Origin of the sequence: Rhizobium sp. Root1204 (assembly GCF_001424965.1) — a bacterium.
Taxonomy (GTDB): Bacteria; Pseudomonadota; Alphaproteobacteria; order Rhizobiales; family Rhizobiaceae; genus Pararhizobium.
Map to the genome: position 1 here is coordinate 45,697 of NZ_LMCZ01000043.1, position 14,972 is coordinate 60,668.

The window sequence follows — 14,972 nt, forward strand, 5'->3', positions numbered from 1 at the left end:
ACGGCATGCGGATAATGGGAATGGTCAGACATTTGGGCAGGGCCGCGGTGTTGGCTTCGCTACTTTCCGGCACGGCTGCACGCGCCGCCGACAATATAACCGTTTTCGACTGGTCCGGTTATGAAGATCCGGCCTTCCATCCGGCCTACACCGCCAAGCACGGTACGGAGCCGGATTTCAGCTTCTTCGGCGACGAGGAGGAGGCATTCCAGAAGCTTCGGTCCGGTTTCAAGGCGGATCTGGCCCATCCCTGTTCGCAGAGCGTCAACAAGTGGCGCGAGGCAGGTCTGCTGGAGCCGCTCGATACCTCGAAGCTGACCGGCTGGAACGATATCCTGCCCCGCATCAAGGACATGAAAGGGCTGATGACCTCGGACGATGGCAAGGCCTGGTTTCTGCCATTCGAGTGGGGCAACTCGGTCCTGACCTATCGCACCGATACCGTGAAGCCGGAGGAGATCCAGTCGCTGAAGGCATTCGCCGACCCGAAATTCAAGGACCGGGTGTCGATTGGCGACAGTGTTGATGATGCCTATGCACTGGCGAGCCTCGTCATCGGGCTGAAGGACTGGACGAAGATGACGGATGCGCAGTTCGCCGAGGCCTCCGCCTTCCTGCGCGAGGTTCACAAGAATGTCCGGCTCTACTGGACCGATTATACCGAGGTCAATCAGGCGATGGCGAGCGGCGAGGTGGATCTGGCCTGGGCCTGGAACGACACGGCGACCGTGCTGCAGAAGGATGGCATACCCGTGGAGATGAAGCGGGATACGGACGAGGGAATGTCGACCTGGGTCTGCGGCTATGTGCGGCTGAAGGGGGCTGAGGGCGACGAGGCCAAGGAATATGATTTCCTCAACGCGATCAGCGATCCCGCTGTCAGCGCCTATCTGGTGAATGACTGGGGTTACGGCCATGCCAATGCCAAGGGCATGGCGGCGATGGACCCACAAGTGCTGACGGCGAAGGGCTATGCCGATGTCGATAAATTCGTCGACAAGACGCTGTTCCAGTCGCCGATGCCGACCGAGCTTCATCAGAAGATGATTGCCGAATTCGAGAAGATCAAGGCGGGCTATTGAGCGGCTATGATGCAGATGTGATCGTCGCCGGGGCCGGTTTTTCCGGCCTTTCGGCGGCGGATGCGCTGGTTTCGGCCGGGCTCGACGTGATCGTTCTCGAGGCCCGCGATCGTGTCGGCGGCAGGGTCGAGGCGATGGCTTTTGCCGATGGTGTGGCGATCGATACCGGCGGTCAGTTCATCTGTGATGAAATGCCGAACGTGATGGCGCTGACGCGGCGGTTCAGTTTACCCCTGGTGGAAACGCCGCTGGAGGGCAATTTCCTGGTCCAGCCACAGGCTTTCGCCGAGACCGGTTCGTCCTTTGCTGAATCCGGCCGTATCCGCGCCCGGGCCAACCGGATCGACCCACGTGATCCGGGTATTGCCGGGTTGACGGCGGGTGAGTGGCTTGCCCGCCAGAATGATCCTCCGGGTGCGAAGGCCAGCTATCAGGCGATGGTCGAAGGACTCTGGTGCCGGGCGATTGGGGAGATCCCGCTGTGGTACCTGATCGACAATGACCGGCGCACGATCAGCAATGGCAACGAGCTGCAGTATTTCGCTGAGGGTACGATCCATGCGGCAGCCGAGGCTTTGGCCGTTACACTCGGCCAGCGTCTGCGGCTGGAAACGCCTGTGGTTGGCGTGGCGCGCAGAGATGGGGCGGTTTCGGTGACAACCGGTAAGGGCGACGTGCTGACGGCGCGGCAGGTGATCATTGCGGTGCCGCCGGTGATGGCATCGCGTATCGCACATGAACCCGATCTGCCGCAACCGTTGGCCGGGGCTTTGGGTGTTTGGCAGAGCGGCACGGTGATCAAGGCGCTGGTGCGCTATAAGCGGCCGTTCTGGCGGGAGCGCGGTTTGAGCGGCATGATCATGTGGCGCGATACGCTCGGGCTTTTTGCCTGCGATGTCAGCAGCGTGCAGGCAACGGCTCTGGTGATCTTCGCAGGCGGTCCGCTTGCCGCCGCATGGAGTGCGAAAGGGCGGGCGTTCATCGAGGCTGAAATCCGCCGGCGGCTGGTGGAGGCGCTGGGGGCGGAGGCGGCTGATGTAGCGGGCCTGTTGATCCGTGACTGGGTGGACGACCCGTGGAGCGGCGGCGGTTACAGCGATGTGATCAGCGATCTCCAAGCTTATGATGCCGAGGATATTCTCCGCGCCGGTCTGCCGCCGGTGCATTTTGCCTCGTCGGAACTCGCATCGTCATTTCCCGCCTATATTGAGGGCGCGATTGTCGCCGGGCGCGAAGCGGCGGCGCGGGTCATCGCCGCGCTCTAACTGGCCATTGCCACCAACGCATCCGGATCGTAGGCGAGCCGGATGGGCGCGCCGACTGGAATGTCGTCGGCGCCGAAATTGTTGGTCTCCGAAACCGACAACGGTTTTTCCAGCCCGGGTACCTCGACGATCAGGTGGGTGATCTCGCCGAAATAATGCCGGTCGACCACATGGCCGGTGACCTCGCAATCCGCCTTGGCGTCGTCCCAGAGAACCCGCAGGCGTTCCGGCCGGATGCCGATGGTTGCCTGGCCGTTGCTGGCGGTAAAACCCTTGGGCTTGGCGATGGTGACATTGCCGAAGCGGGTGGTTTCGACGGAGAGATTGACGGCGCTTTCACTGGTGATTTTCGCCTGCATGAAATTCATACCGCCCAGGAAGTCGGCGACCTGCCGGGTGAGGGGATGCTGGTAGATCTCCTTCGGCGTCGCCACCTGCGCGATCCGGCCGCCGAACATAACAGCGATCCGGTCCGACATCGCAAGGGCTTCATATTGATCGTGCGTGACCAGGACGAAGGTAATGCCGACGGCCTTTTGCAGGGTACGCAGTTCGACCTGCATTTCCTCGCGCAGCTTCTTGTCGAGCGCAGACAGCGGCTCATCGAGCAAAAGCACTTTTGGCCGCATCACCAGTGCTCTGGCAAGGGCGACACGCTGGCGCTGGCCGCCTGAAAGCTCGTGGGCCTTGCGCTTGCCAAGATGGGCAAGCCGCACCTGTTCCAGTGCATTGCCGATGCGTCGGCGCTCGTCGTCGGCGTCCAGCTTCAGACGCTTCAAACCGTAGCCGACATTTTCCTCGACATTCAAATGCGGAAAGATCGCGTAATTCTGGAAGACCATATTGGTCGGCCGCTTGTTGGGTGGCAGGCCGATGGCCGATTGGCCGTCGATGCGGATATCGCCGGATGTCGGTGTATCGAAACCGGCGATCGAGCGTAAGAGCGTGGTCTTGCCGCAGCCCGAAGGGCCGAGCAGCGAGAAAAATTCGCCAGCGGCAATATCGAGGCTGACATCATCGAGCGCCCGGTAGATGCCGTAGTAGCGGCTGACGGCATCGATCTCTATCATGGGTGTATCAGCCATGGACGGAGGCTCCAGCTTTGAGGCGGTTTTCCGCGCGGCGGCGCAGGATTTCAGCGATGGTGATGAGGATGATTGATAGTGCGATCATCAGGCTTCCAAGCGCCAGAACGCCCGGCAGCTTGGCGGCGAAACGCAGCTGCCCCCAGATATAGACCGGCAGTGTCGGCTCGGTGCCGGACAGGAAGAAGGCGAGGATGAACTCGTCCAGCGAGATGGTGAAAGAGACCAGCAGGCTGGAAATGATCGCCGGCGCCACCACCGGCAGCGTCACCCGGCGGAAGGTGCCGATGGCGGTTTCGCCGAGATCGAGCGAGGCTTCTTCCAGCGAGCGGTCGAAGCCATCGAAGCCGGAGATCAGCACCGACAGCGCATAGGGCAGACAGAAAACGGTCTGGCCGAGAATGACGGTCGCCAGCGATAATTCGATGCCGAGTTGCAGCACGATCATCAGCAGGGATACCGCGACGATGATTTCCGGCAGGAACAGCGGCGCCATCAACAGGCCTGTTGCCGCGTGTTGTCCGCGGAATTTGTAGCGGGTGACGGCGCGGGCGGCGCAGATGGCAAGGCCGGTCGAGAGGACGGAAACGCAGATGCCGACGATCAGGCTGTTGCGCGCCGCCACAAGCATGGCCGTATTGCCCCAGAGCGAGGCGTACCATTTGGTGGTGAAACCGGCGAGCGGGAAAGTGGTGGACGCCGCATCATTGAACGAGAAGATCGGCAGAAGCAGGATCGGCAGATAGAGAAAGCCGAGGTAAACCGTCACGTAAGCCGGGAGCCAGCGGGATTTTCGAATGCCGTGACGACCGCTCATTTGATCCGCCTCACGAAGAGTTTCAATGCCAGCACCATGCAGCCGGCCATCGCCGAGACAATGACCATGGTGGTGACGGACAGGGCGGCGCCGAGCGGCCAGTTGGCGCCCTTGCCGAACTGCGCCTGGATGGCGGTTGCGATCATCACGCCATCCTTGCCGCCCACCAGTTTTGGCGTGACGTAATCGCCGACTGTCGGGATCATCACGATCAGAAAGGCTGAAATGACGCCGGGCAGCGACAGCGGAAGCGTGACGCGCAAGAAGCTCCAGAGCTTGTTGTCGCCGAGATCATGCGCCGCTTCGATCAGCGAACGGTCGATCTTCTCCAGCGACACATAGATCGGGAGGATGGCAAACGCCGCCCAGCTGTGGACAAGCGTGATGATCACGGCGTTGGAATTGTAGAGCAGGGAGGCAACCGGCTTGTCGATGAGTCCGGTTGACATCAGCCCGGTGTTGAGCACGCCCTGATAGCCAAGAATGACCTTCCACGACATGACGCGCAGCAGATAGCTGGTCCAACAGGGCACGGTGATCAGGAAGAGCCAGAGGTTCTTGTGAACACCGCCATGGAAGGAAATGAACCAGGCGACCGGGTAGGAGAAGACAACCGTGATGACGCTGACGGCAAGCGAGATGGTGAGGGAGCGCCAGAGCAGGTCGCGGTAGATCGGCTCCGTCAGCGCGATGCGGTAATTTTCAAGAGTGAAGCTGCGGTCGATGGTGAGATAATCTTGCGACCAGAAACTGTAGGCGATGACGATGAGAACCGGCAGGAAGAGCAGCGCCAGCGCATAGAGCAGGGTTGGTGAGATCAGCGTCAGGCCCTTTGCCTCGTCGCTGGATGTCCATCGGCGGCGGCCGGCAACGGATCGTCTGTTCTCCGTTTCAATGGAGCCCGGCAACGCCACCATCAGCGCCGCCTTTCCGGCGCGATGCCGGTACAACAGTGAAAAGTGAGGGATCGTATCATGCTGTCCGTCCCTGGCGGTTTTCCGCCTGTTCTTTGTTCCCGCTGACAGAATGAGCGCAAAACAGGATTGAACGCAAGTGTTTTTTCTGCCAATATTGATTGAACGGACATTCAAAATAAATGTAATTGATATTTTATATCAGTTACTTGTTTTGAAAATCTCTTTTAAATATTTATGTGGAGATGGCGAATGGCGGCGAAGCGCGAAGACGTGATCAGCTCTTTGGAAGCATCAGAAAGCATGGTTGCGCTGGCCAGGGATCATCTCGTGCAACCCTGGCCGACGGCCGGTGAGATCGGCGCCGAGGCGCGTGGCGGCATCGTCAGCGGCGATGGTATCTATGTCGTCGACAGCGAAGGGCGAAAGCTGATCGATGGCCCGGCGGGCATGTGGTGCGTCAATGCCGGGCATCGGCGCAAGGAGCTTGCCGATGTGCTCTACCGGCAGGCGATGGACCTGTCCTACAATTCGCCCTGGTACACGATGAACGAACCGTCGGTGACGTTGTCGGCGCGGCTTGCCGCGCATGCCCCCGGCGATCTCAGCCACGTGTTCTATACGACGGGCGGTTCGTCGGCGGTCGAGACGGCGCTCCGCTTCATGCAGTTTGCCAACAATGTGAAAGGGCGCCCGGACAAGAAGCTGATCGTGTCGCGCCAGGGCGGCTATCACGGCTCGACCTATCTTTCGGCCTCACTGAACGGCCGGCCGCGTGATCACGACTGGATGGACAGCGCCGGCGAGCAGGTCGTCAAGTTAACCTGCCCCAATCCGTTCCGCCGGCCGGATGGAGTGAGCGAGGCGGAATTCTGTGACGTTCTTGTCGAAGAATTCCGTACAGTCATCGAGGCAAGGGGGGCGGAGCACATCGGGGCGTTCATCGCCGAGCCAGTGATGGCGTCCGGTGGCGTCATCGTGCCGCCGGAAAGTTATCTGCGCCGGATGCGGCAGCTCTGCACCGAAAACGATATCCTGTTCATCGCCGATGAGGTGGTGACGGCCTTCGGGCGGCTTGGGCAGGTTTTCGCGTCCGGCGATGTTTTCGGCATCGAGCCCGATATGATCACCTTTGCCAAGGGCGTGACGTCCGGTTACTTCCCGCTCGGCGGCGTGATGATCTCGTCGCGTTTGTTCGAGGAGTTGCGCCGGTCAAACCATCCGGATGCGATGTTTGCGCATGGGCTGACCTATTCCAGCCATCCAATCGGCTGCGCCGTGGCGCTGAAAAATCTCGACATCCTGGAAGGTGGGTTGCTGGATCATGCGCGCGCTGTTTCCGGACACTTCCAGGCGAGCTTGAAGACGCTCGAGGATCTGCCGCTTGTCGGCGAGGTGCGTGGTGTCGGGTTGATGGCGTGCGTCGAGTGCGTTGCCGACCGGGTGCATAACAATCCGCTGACGCTGGATCTCGAGGTCGGCAAGCGCATTGACAGGCATTGCCAGGAACTGGGCTTGCTGGTGCGGCCGCTGATCCACATGTGCGTGATGTCGCCGCCGCTGACCATTTCCGTGTCGCAGATCGATGAGATGACGGCGATCCTGCGCGCAAGTATCCGCCGGACGATGGATGAGCTGGTGCGCGAAGGGCTCTGGCGCGGCTGAGCATTCTTTTGAGCAGGGCATCCATTCCCCGTCATGCTCAATATTAAAGGGCCGGTTTTCCCGGCCCTTTCTTTTGGCTGGTCAGGAGGTGGCAGACCGCAGCCGGTTGTTCATTCCGGCCATTTCCCGCTCGTCCGGGGCGGCGGGGAGATTCATCACCGGCAATATGCTGCGCAGGTGGTCGTGATGGGTGCGCACGCCATATTCGAGATCGGAGAGGTAAAAGCCGGTGAAGGCCTTCGAGGTCATCGATTCGTTCGACCAGATGGTCAGTTGCACATCCTCGGCCTGCGTGTCGCGATCGATGCGGTGGGCGAGATAGCGGGCGGCACGCTGCTGCCGGTTTTCGTCGCGATGGCGGTAGATGCTGCCCCGCAGGATCGTTTCACCGGTCGAGAGTGGAAACTCCTGATAGAACTGCACCGCTTCCGGCGTCACCGCAATTACCGCATTGGCGAAGATGCCGTAGTAGATCCAGGCCTTGCGCAGGCGCTCCGGCAGATGGGTGGCCTCCGGGGCGATCTTGATATAGTTGCGTACGCTCCAGCGCCGTCCGGCATGCGGATTGTAGGTGGCAAACGAGCGGCAAAGCCCGTTGACGAAGGGTTCGTCGTAATAGGTCGAGCCATAGAGATCCTGAAGTGCTGGATGCGCCATCGCCACGTGGTAGCCTTCGTTGTCGACGTCGCGGACTGATTTCCAGTTGACCGGCGAGGTCTGGGTCCAGATATCGGCGGCGGGGACCATGTCCTGCGTCTTGTATTCGCCGAGTTCGCCCGCAAACGGCTGCATGAGTTCCGCGACGGAAGCTTGAGGTCCGGGGGCAAAGCGGATGAAGACGAAGCCCATCCAGATTTCGAGATCGAGCCCGATCAGTCCAAATTCCTGCTTGTCGAGCGGCGGGAAGGAGCGGGGGCGGGCAGCGCCCCTCAGCGTGCCGTCGAGATTGTAGACCCAGCCGTGAAACGGACAGACAAGCGCGTTGCGGCAAGTTCCCTTGTTGTCGGCGACGACGCGCGAGCCACGATGGCGGCAGATATTTTGGAAGCCGCGCACGGTCCCTTCCTGATCGCGCAGGATCAGCGCACGCTCGCCGACGACATCCATGGTGATGTAGTTGCCTGGCTCCGGAATATCGGAGACATGGCAGGCGATTTGCCAGTGCTCGCGGAAGACATGCTGTTTTTCAAGCTCCAGAAGCGCGTCGCTGTGATAGCACCAACCGGGCAGGCCGCTCCGGTCCCAGTCATTGGGAATGCTGATATTGCGGGTCATTTCGTTCATGAATTCCCCATTTCTTGCTGAACGTTCATTCAATATAACCACATTTTTCTATAAATAGGAATAGTTTGGATTATGAATGAGTCAGCGAAACTTCGCAGAGAGGCTGGCTCTCGCAGACGCGTAACGAGACATTGCCAATGCCCGGTATGTGCTCAAGGCAATCGCGTGCGAGAAACTATTTATCCAGTTCCGGATAGACCCGGTCGAGAAAGCCGGGACGCAGCTTCTCGCCCATCATGCAATCGGTCAGCGGTGCGATTTGCACGGGGATAATCCGCGCCGCCGTCTTCGATCCGCTGACCTCCATGACCAGTTTCTGCCGGATGGCGACGGCAAAGTCTTCGGGCTGGTGGACCGGCAGAACGAACGAGCCGGGACCGCCGATAACGCAATCGGCATAGTAACGGTCAAGCGAAACAGTGCCGCCCGAGGGGCGGATGAGGATGGCCAGGCCGTTTATGATAATGCCGCTGGCAACGGCTGCGTTGCGCATCGGATCGACCGGAGGGCCGAGATTGTTCGGGCCGTCACCGGAGATATCGACCACCCGGCGCATCGCATCGTAGGGGCTCGCCGCAATCAGTTTCGATGCGAAGGCGATAGCATTGGAAATGGAAGTGCCCCGGCGGGTGAAGACCGGGCGGGCGGCAAGATGTTCGGCCAGAATTGCGGCGTCCTGCGCATCATCGATCAATTGCCAGTTGATGACGGAGGTCTCGTTGACGCTGCCGGCCCATTCGAAATAGCTGATGGCGATGCGGCCGTTGAGGCCGGCCGTGACCGCATTGATGAAGTCTGGATGACGCAGGGCTTCGACATATCCCAAGCGCTGCACCTGTGCCTCTTCAATGTCCATCGATCCCGACATATCGACGGCGAGCACCAGCGCGACATCGACCGGGACTGCATCAGCGACCGGTGTGGCAATCGGCGCGCTCGAAATCGTGAGAAACATCGCAAGTGTTGTGAACATCCAGTCATCCAATCGCTGCTAAGGATCGTATGAAACTAAAATGTAACACAGATCGTAGGTGAGGCGACCGTTCCGGATGCGGGCGTCTTCAACAATCGGTGATTTGTACTGACTGCCATTTTAGTGAATTTCGATCGACTGGAGTAAGCCTGCAATGCTTCTGAAAAACGAAACCGACACGGTCATTCTCGACCGGTTGCAGCAAGCGGCGTTCGGATACTTTCTAGAGTTCGTCAATCCCGAAAACGGCTTGATTGCAGATACCTCGCTGCCCGGCGCTCCGTCGAGCATCGCTGCGACCGGTTTTGGCCTTTCTGCCTATCCTACCGGCGTCGAGAGAGGCTGGATGAGCCGTCAGGACGCTGCGGCAAGAACACTGGTGACATTGAGGTTCTTTGCCGAAAGCCCGCAAAGCCGCAACAAGGACGCCACCGGCTACAAGGGGCTCTACTACCACTTTCTCGATATGAAGACCGGTCTGCGGACATGGCGCAGCGAGCTTTCGCTGATCGACAGCGCGCTTCTGATCGCCGGCATGATCACGGCGGCGGCTTATTTTAATCAGGACAATGAGGTCGAGACAGAGATCCGGTCGCAGGTCGATATGCTCTACGCCCGGGCAAACTGGGCCTGGGCGCTGGACGGAGAGGGGGCTTTGTGGCTCGGATGGAAGCCCCGGACAGGCTTTCTGCCCTATCGCTGGGAATCCTACAGCGAGGCGATCATCCTCTATGCGCTTGCTCTGGCTTCGCCATCCTATCCGATCGGCAAGGAAAGCTATGATGCTTTTGCCAGCAAATTCGATTGGATGACGGTGAAGAACAAGCCGTTCCTCTACGCCGGACCTCTGTTCATCCACCTGTTTTCACATGCATGGATCGATTTCCGTGGCATCCAGGATGAGGCTGTGGCAGCGCACGGCACGGATTATTTTGAAAATACCCGCCGGGCGATCGCCGTCCAGCGGGACTATGCGAGCACCAATCCGGGCGGTTTTACCGGCTACGGTGCCGACGCATGGGGGCTGACATCCTGCGATGGCCCCTTACGCCCCCGCCGGCTGCAGGATGGTCGGCGCCAGCAGTTTGCCGGTTATGCCGCGCGCGGAGCGCCGCTCGGGCCGGACGATGGCACGATCGCGCCCTGGGCGCCGCTCGCATGTCTGCCGTTCGAGCCACAGGCCGCGATGTCGGCGACACGGCATATCCTGTCGAGCTATCCCGACGTTATCGACACAGGGCGTTTTATCGGCAGTTTCAACCCGAGCGTTCCGGGCAAGACGGCGGAAGGTTGGCTCAACGACCGTAGCGTTGGCCTTGATCAGGGGTTGCTGGTGATGATGATCGAGAACCATCGCAGTGGTCTTTACTGGAACATGCTGCGCGAAACGCCGGTTATCCGGCGTGGCCTCCGGCGGGCAGGCTTTTCCGGCGGCTGGCTTTAAGCTAAACCGGCTGCCAGGTGATAACAGGCGGCCCCATTGAGCGAGAACCGGGTTTCAAGCAGCTTTCGACCGGATGATGTGCGGCACGCAAAAGCCGCCATAGCCTGGCAGGCGGAGCATTTTCCGCAGGTAGCTGTGTCCCTGGGGCGGGAGGGCGGCGATTTTCTGCCGGTCAATGAGGCATGGCATCTCGGTGGCGATATGGTCGAGCGCCTGCTGGACTACCAGAATTGTTTTGCTGCCGGCATGGACGACCGCGTCAGAGGCGCCCATCTAATTTCCTTCTACAGCCACCATCTCGGCATCGCGGCAGCAGCTGTCTATTTACAGACGGGGCTGGTGCCCAATCTGCATCCGGATCGCCTTGCGTTCCGGTTCGAACCTGTCGTTCAGCATGGCAGGGGGACGCCTTCGGACACTTATCCCTCCGGTATCAGCCGCCTTCATTTTCGTTTCCGGAGCTTTGCACGCGGGGATGATTGGGTGGCAGCATTTCATGGTGGCTTCGTCGAGAGCTTCAATCCGGTGATCGGCTTGCTGCAAGGCCGCACTGGCCTATCCCCCGTCGCGCAGTGGCGGCTGGTGGGTGACGGCATTGCGGGGGCTTTTCTGGAGATCGGTGCCGCCTTGGGCGAAGCGGATCGCGCAATGGCCGCAGCGCTTGCCATCATCAAGAGGGCCGGTTCACCGGTATTTTCCGAGACGGCGCACTACGCCAAGGTCGGCGCTGTTTGCGATGGCATCCCCGTCGAGCGAATCTTCCGGCTGCGAAGCGGCTGCTGTCTCTACTATCGAACAGAGGGTGGGGATTTTTGCGATGTCTGCGTGCTTCTCGATGACGAGACACAAAAAAGCCGCCTGCAGGCCCTTGTCGAGCGCACAGGCGGCCTTTGATGTACTTGCGGCGCAAGCAATGCTAGCGCCGCAACGATAGGGCTTAAGCCGATTTCAGAAACCGGTCGTTCAGGTATCCCGAAATCACGCCGAGCACGATCCAGAACGCCAGTGTCGTTGCCAAGGCGGCGACCGCGAATTCCGCGCCGAGAACTGCGGGTACCGGGCTCGAGATGTCCGTCGGCTGTGGCGCTCCATAGACGTGCGGAGCGGCGATCAGGACAAGGCCGATGATCTTGGCCAGGATCTCACCGCGCAACACGACAAGATAGAGGCCGGCGACGGAGAGAACGATCGCTGCGATCCACCAGGTCTGCCGGTCGTGGAGATCAGCGGCAGGGAAGCCCGGCAATTCCGGCGGCAGGCCGATGGCGGGCAAGAGATGGATAGCCAGCCAGCCGCAGGCGCCCCAGAGAGCGCCGTTGCGCAGCGTGATGGGGTAATTGAAGGCGAGGCTGGCGCCCGCAAGCAGCAGGCCAAATCCGGCGCCGGCCACCAGATTGGCAAGCAATGTGCCGGAGAACCGGCTCATGCCGAACATGATGCCGCCTTCGTCTTCGTGCTCGCCTTCATGGGCGTAGGCGGGTGTGATGGGTGAGAGTGCCGACAGCATTTCGCCGATCAACGAGGAGCGGTCGAGAGAAGAGTGCTGCTGCTGGCCTTCGGTTGCGGCCGGTGGTTCGGCGGCAGGTTCCTTGACTTCATATTCCTCGGCATGAAGGATGAGCGGGACCACCCGCAACTCCTGCGCCGCCGTCATGAAGACGCCCGCGATCAATCCAGCCACCAATGCGGCCAGAAGCGTTTTGACAATCATTTGATACCCCCAAAATCAAGCGGAGCAGATCGATCTTTAGTGCTCAACGCTTGCTGTGTTTGAATTCCCACGGCAAAGCCCGCCCGATGCCGGAGCATGGGCGCAATCCACGGCCGCGTGATTTCCAAAATGAAACCCGCGATCCCCTATCGATAGAGTGTGGAAAGGCTGAGCTTCCCACTGCCTATATCAATGGCAGGGGAAACCGTAGGAGTGGCGGACGTCATGCGCGGTGTCGTGCAGCACGGCGGAATTGGCAAGGCCGGCACCGAAAACCAGGAAGCCGCCGATCAACAGGGCGAGAATAGCCGTGGTGATACGGTCATTGAGAGAAAGCGGGACGCTTGAAACTGTAGTCGTAGCCATGACAACCTCCGTGATGGCGCGTGGGAAATATCCCACCAATTGGGCACCATGCCCTTCATCAACCGGCAGGTTTCCTGGCTCGCGGCGTCAGGCACTTTCGTGCCAAGGAGCTTGTCTCACCTTCCCGCGGCAGAGGCAAAACGCCCATCGCCGCAGTGGCTTTTACCGGCTGAACGTACCGGAATGACAACCTCTGACCGCTCTACAGTCGCGGGGTCGGCCGTGATAAAGATGCCCAGAATGGGTCCACCCGTCACGTTCCCATTTACTCCCCGAAAGCGCCTCGCTCCCAGGGAACCAATTGATCTGCTGATGATTATGCCGTCACCCCGGTCATGTCAATTCGGCGCTGCGACCAACAATGGCGCATTGCGGCTCTTGATTTTTCCGCGCAGTGTCTAAATTTGATATGTAATACAGTACGAGATGCGCCTAAGTTGCAACTGGGTTTCTTTGAAGAAGCACTTAATGGTTGTTTGTTTAAAAAGTACTCTTTTTGCTCATGGAACAATAGTTCTTTAGGAACCTTGGTGTAGAATGCGGAGGCGCTGATACGCGAAGCATCCTCTGCAGAGAAAACCATGAAGGCGGCGAGGTCCGAACAGGAATTCCAGAATATTCTTCGCCGTTTGGGAATTGCGCTTGACGCTTCTCAGATCGGCGTGTGGGAGCACGACACACAGAAAGACGAAGTCGTCTGGGATTTGCAGATGCACCGGCTCTACGCAACCGGCAAGACGCAAAGGCGCGTCAAGGCGGAGGTCTGGACGAATGCGATCCATCCCGATGATTTTGCCCAGGCCCAGGCCGATTTCGACCGGGCGATTGCAGCCAAGGATGCCTATTCTTCGGAATACCGGATCATTTTGCCGGACGGTGAAACCCGATACTTGCGTTCACGCGCCTATTGCTTCGAGGAAGACGGCCATATCACCCTTATCGGCGCCGAATGGGATGTGACGGCGGATGTGCTGCTCAATCGCGAACTGCGACGGCAAAAGGCGATCGCCGAGGCGCGGGCCGTTGCCCTTGAAGCGAGCCGCGAGCGGATCGCATATGCAGCCGAACATGATTATCTAACAGGACTTCCCAATCGACGCTTCTTTGACAGGCGATTGGCGGAGCTTGCGGGGGAGGCCGGACCGGAAAAGCTGGCGATCCTGCATATCGGTCTAGACCGGTTCAAGCAGATCAACGACACTGCCGGCCATACGACGGGAGACAATGTCCTGATATCCTGTGCCAGGCGGATTGAAGCCAGTGTGCCTGAGAACGCATTCATTGCCCGCGTCAGCGGTGATGAATTTGCGGTTTTGATCGCAAATTTCGTCTCGCTGGATGACCTCAAAATCCGTGCAGAGCGGCTGGCGCAGCAGTTGAAGCAGTCGGTCTGGCATAATGAGGAGGTCTTGCGCACCGGTGGGTCGATCGGTGTCGCGGCTGCCAGTGGCCGCAATATTGGCAGCCTGCTGGCACAGTCGGATATTGCCCTGCATCGTGCCAAGAAGCTCGGTCGGGGACGGGTCGAGGTGTATTCGGCTCAGATGAAGGCACAACTCAATGCCGAGCAGCGCGTTGGCAGGCAGTTCGCTCATGGTTTGGAAAAAGGGGAGTTCATTCCCTATTATCAGGCTCAGGTCGATGCGCGGACCCGGCGCATCGTCGGGATGGAGGTTCTGGCACGCTGGCGCCATCCGAAACGCGGATTGATCCTGCCGGGCGAATTCATCAAGGTTGCTGGCAGTCTCGGCCGGCTGGACGATCTCGATGCTGCGATCTTGAAGGCGGCGTTGAAGGACCGTCAGGCCTGGATGGGGCAGGGAGTGCATGTTCCGCGCATTGCGGTGAATGTCTCGGCTGCCCGCCTGTCGGATCCGCTTTTGATCGACGAATTGAAACGCCTGGATGTCCGACCGGATATGCTGTCATTCGAATTGCTGGAAACCATTTTTCTCGACGACAGCGAAGATGACGTGTTTTCCAACGTCGCAGGCCTGAAGGCCATGGGTATCGACATCGAGATCGATGATTTCGGATCCGGTCATGCGTCGATCATCGGGTTGGTAAAGCTGAAACCGCGGCGGATGAAGATCGATCGTCAACTGGTTTTGCCGACCACCACATCGCGCGAACAGAAGCGCCTGTTGCGCTCGATCATCGACATCGCCAAAGCGCTCAATATCGAGGTCATTGCCGAGGGCGTCGAGACGCTGGAACACGCCAAGTTGTTGACGCGCCTTGGATGCGATGTGCTGCAAGGTTATGCGATCGCCTATCCGCTTCCGGCCGCAGATATGCTGGCCAGGTTGAACGAGGATCAGCAGTTGGTTCTGCTCACTCAGCACTGACCGCATATGCCGCTTGTG

The 14,972-nt window shown here is 59.7% G+C and carries 13 protein-coding genes and 1 riboswitch; of the genes, 6 read left to right on the top strand and 7 right to left on the bottom strand.

Going from position 1 to position 14,972, the window contains the following annotated elements; translation table 11 throughout:
* Positions 1 to 20 precede the first annotated feature (20 nt).
* Together ASC96_RS29640 and ASC96_RS29645 are read left to right on the top strand one after the other, a co-directional pair.
* Positions 21 to 1,082 carry an ABC transporter substrate-binding protein gene (locus tag ASC96_RS29640; RefSeq protein ID WP_156397735.1) on the top strand — a complete coding sequence of 354 codons (1,062 nt, stop codon included), beginning with the start codon at positions 21 to 23 and terminating at the stop codon, positions 1,080 to 1,082.
* Positions 1,079 to 2,347: an FAD-dependent oxidoreductase gene (locus tag ASC96_RS29645; protein ID WP_060506652.1), complete on the top strand. Its 1,269-nt coding sequence runs from the start codon at positions 1,079 to 1,081 to the stop codon at positions 2,345 to 2,347. The genes ASC96_RS29640 and ASC96_RS29645 overlap by 4 nt, the downstream gene beginning before the upstream one ends.
* On the opposite strand, the gene ASC96_RS29650 is transcribed toward ASC96_RS29645, so the two are convergent.
* Genes ASC96_RS29650 through ASC96_RS29660 form a run of 3 tightly spaced genes read right to left on the bottom strand, consistent with a single transcriptional unit; the run spans position 2,344 to position 5,166 of the window.
* Positions 2,344 to 3,417 (bottom strand): ABC transporter ATP-binding protein, encoded by a 1,074-nt coding sequence (locus tag ASC96_RS29650; protein WP_060506791.1) that lies wholly within the window; start codon positions 3,415 to 3,417, stop codon positions 2,344 to 2,346. The two genes, ASC96_RS29645 and ASC96_RS29650, sit on opposite strands and share 4 nt — an antisense overlap.
* Positions 3,418 to 3,424: 7 nt before the next feature.
* Entirely contained in the window at positions 3,425 to 4,249 is an 825-nt protein-coding gene (locus tag ASC96_RS29655; protein WP_060506653.1) for an ABC transporter permease, read from the bottom strand.
* Complete coding sequence (locus tag ASC96_RS29660) at positions 4,246 to 5,166, bottom strand: ABC transporter permease (protein ID WP_082512316.1); 921 nt, start codon at positions 5,164 to 5,166, stop codon at positions 4,246 to 4,248. Before ASC96_RS29660 ends, ASC96_RS29655 begins: the two co-directional genes overlap by 4 nt.
* Positions 5,167 to 5,415: 249 nt before the next feature.
* Between ASC96_RS29660 and ASC96_RS29665 the strand changes: the two genes are divergently transcribed.
* On the top strand, positions 5,416 to 6,828 hold the full coding sequence (locus tag ASC96_RS29665; RefSeq protein ID WP_060506654.1) for an aminotransferase: 1,413 nt from the start codon (positions 5,416 to 5,418) through the stop codon (positions 6,826 to 6,828).
* 81 nt (positions 6,829 to 6,909) lie between these two features.
* On the opposite strand, the gene ASC96_RS29670 is transcribed toward ASC96_RS29665, so the two are convergent.
* Positions 6,910 to 8,112 carry an aromatic ring-hydroxylating dioxygenase subunit alpha gene (locus ASC96_RS29670; RefSeq protein ID WP_060506655.1) on the bottom strand — a complete coding sequence of 401 codons (1,203 nt, stop codon included), beginning with the start codon at positions 8,110 to 8,112 and terminating at the stop codon, positions 6,910 to 6,912.
* Positions 8,113 to 8,287: 175 nt separating this feature from the next.
* Positions 8,288 to 9,085 carry a DUF1194 domain-containing protein gene (locus ASC96_RS29675; RefSeq protein WP_060506656.1) on the bottom strand — a complete coding sequence of 266 codons (798 nt, stop codon included), beginning with the start codon at positions 9,083 to 9,085 and terminating at the stop codon, positions 8,288 to 8,290.
* Positions 9,086 to 9,239: 154 nt separating this feature from the next.
* Here ASC96_RS29675 and ASC96_RS29680 point away from each other — a divergent pair, with 154 nt between their 5' ends.
* On the top strand, positions 9,240 to 10,529 hold the full coding sequence (locus tag ASC96_RS29680; RefSeq protein ID WP_060506657.1) for a glucoamylase family protein: 1,290 nt from the start codon (positions 9,240 to 9,242) through the stop codon (positions 10,527 to 10,529).
* Between the two features lie 36 nt (positions 10,530 to 10,565).
* Positions 10,566 to 11,423, top strand: coding sequence for a (2Fe-2S)-binding protein (locus ASC96_RS29685; RefSeq protein ID WP_060506658.1), 858 nt, complete (start codon positions 10,566 to 10,568; stop codon positions 11,421 to 11,423).
* Between the two features lie 43 nt (positions 11,424 to 11,466).
* Here ASC96_RS29685 and ASC96_RS29690 read toward each other — a convergent pair whose 3' ends face one another.
* Both ASC96_RS29690 and ASC96_RS32325 read right to left on the bottom strand, forming a co-directional pair.
* Positions 11,467 to 12,240, bottom strand: coding sequence for a CbtA family protein (locus ASC96_RS29690; protein WP_060506659.1), 774 nt, complete (start codon positions 12,238 to 12,240; stop codon positions 11,467 to 11,469).
* 189 nt (positions 12,241 to 12,429) lie between these two features.
* Positions 12,430 to 12,606 carry a CbtB-domain containing protein gene (locus tag ASC96_RS32325; protein ID WP_082512317.1) on the bottom strand — a complete coding sequence of 59 codons (177 nt, stop codon included), beginning with the start codon at positions 12,604 to 12,606 and terminating at the stop codon, positions 12,430 to 12,432.
* Positions 12,607 to 12,652: 46 nt separating this feature from the next.
* Positions 12,653 to 12,923, bottom strand: a riboswitch (cobalamin riboswitch).
* Positions 12,924 to 13,187: 264 nt separating this feature from the next.
* Between ASC96_RS32325 and ASC96_RS29695 the strand changes: the two genes are divergently transcribed.
* On the top strand, positions 13,188 to 14,954 hold the full coding sequence (locus ASC96_RS29695; protein ID WP_060506660.1) for an EAL domain-containing protein: 1,767 nt from the start codon (positions 13,188 to 13,190) through the stop codon (positions 14,952 to 14,954).
* Positions 14,955 to 14,972: the final 18 nt, after the last annotated feature.

Bases quoted from the DNA above. Each gene is read 5' to 3' on its own strand.
- ASC96_RS29640 (WP_156397735.1), top strand. From the start codon at position 21: ATGGTCAGACATTTGGGCAGGGCCGCGGTGTTGGCTTCGCTACTTTCC.
- ASC96_RS29680 (WP_060506657.1), top strand. From the start codon at position 9,240: ATGCTTCTGAAAAACGAAACCGACACGGTCATTCTCGACCGGTTGCAG.
- ASC96_RS29655 (WP_060506653.1), bottom strand. From the start codon at position 4,249: ATGAGCGGTCGTCACGGCATTCGAAAATCCCGCTGGCTCCCGGCTTAC.
- ASC96_RS29650 (WP_060506791.1), bottom strand. From the start codon at position 3,417: ATGATAGAGATCGATGCCGTCAGCCGCTACTACGGCATCTACCGGGCG.
- ASC96_RS29675 (WP_060506656.1), bottom strand. From the start codon at position 9,085: ATGTTCACAACACTTGCGATGTTTCTCACGATTTCGAGCGCGCCGATT.
- ASC96_RS32325 (WP_082512317.1), bottom strand. From the start codon at position 12,606: ATGGCTACGACTACAGTTTCAAGCGTCCCGCTTTCTCTCAATGACCGT.
- ASC96_RS29670 (WP_060506655.1), bottom strand. From the start codon at position 8,112: ATGAACGAAATGACCCGCAATATCAGCATTCCCAATGACTGGGACCGG.
- ASC96_RS29695 (WP_060506660.1), top strand. From the start codon at position 13,188: ATGAAGGCGGCGAGGTCCGAACAGGAATTCCAGAATATTCTTCGCCGT.
- ASC96_RS29660 (WP_082512316.1), bottom strand. From the start codon at position 5,166: ATGGTGGCGTTGCCGGGCTCCATTGAAACGGAGAACAGACGATCCGTT.
- ASC96_RS29690 (WP_060506659.1), bottom strand. From the start codon at position 12,240: ATGATTGTCAAAACGCTTCTGGCCGCATTGGTGGCTGGATTGATCGCG.
- ASC96_RS29665 (WP_060506654.1), top strand. From the start codon at position 5,416: ATGGCGGCGAAGCGCGAAGACGTGATCAGCTCTTTGGAAGCATCAGAA.